At 40.2% G+C, this 706-nt stretch carries 1 protein-coding gene and 1 pseudogene; both read right to left on the bottom strand.

What is annotated here, in order from left to right; genetic code table 11:
* Positions 1-182, bottom strand: a pseudogene (locus MCO_RS11605) (filamentous hemagglutinin); the annotation flags it as partial.
* A 64-nt stretch (positions 183-246) separates the two neighbouring features.
* Entirely contained in the window at positions 247-651 is a 405-nt protein-coding gene (locus MCO_RS09260; protein WP_007554122.1) for a hypothetical protein, read from the bottom strand.
* Between the last annotated feature and the right edge of the window lie 55 nt (positions 652-706).

Raw genomic sequence — 706 nt, 5'->3', positions numbered from 1 at the left:
GAATCCGCTTGGGGGAAGATAACAATATAAAGCGGTTCATTTTGATTTTTAGCATGTTGAACCGCATAAACAGCTGCCTCTTCAGGCGGAGTAAAAATGCCATTGAAGGAAACATGAACCTTGCCATCAGAGCCAGCTTGCAAGTGCTTCTTTTCCTCAGCCGTTAAATAGTGAGACCGAGGAAACAATCTCGACATTTCAAGCGAAAGCAAAAAGGGGATTGTTGATCATCACAAACAGCAAAATTTAAGGATAGCATTCATATTGTTCTGGATGCTTTTTACAAAACGGGCTATTTAAGCGCTTCTTGACACTTCGTTGAGGGATGACAGCACCTGGACGACAAATGGGCAAGTTTTCCTCTCTAAAAGTATAACACCACCCCCCCCCTCTTTGATCTTTATAGCGGAATCCTGCTTGGATCATGCAAGCATGAATTGTTGCCCATGCATTATTGCTTAGCTTTTTATTTTCTGGATCGATATCATAAGGGGTTGGCATTCCACATTCTAACAAGGCTTTTCCTATCTCAGTAAAGTCTGCTCCAGGCTTTTCCCACATTCCTAGATATGGTGTAGGAGTTTTATTAAACTGACATCCGGTGATACTTAACAAAGTTACAGCTCCTAATAGCTTTAAAGTTTGTTTCATTTTTTACTCCGTGATTTACTTAAAGGTTTTTGTTCTAAATGAGATGTGCCGTAAA

This window comes from Bartonella sp. DB5-6 (assembly GCF_000278115.1).
Lineage (GTDB): Bacteria > Pseudomonadota > Alphaproteobacteria > Rhizobiales > Rhizobiaceae > Bartonella > Bartonella refiksaydamii.
Note: the sequence above shows the minus strand (reverse complement) of the source record. Positions and strands in the feature narration are given on the sequence as shown.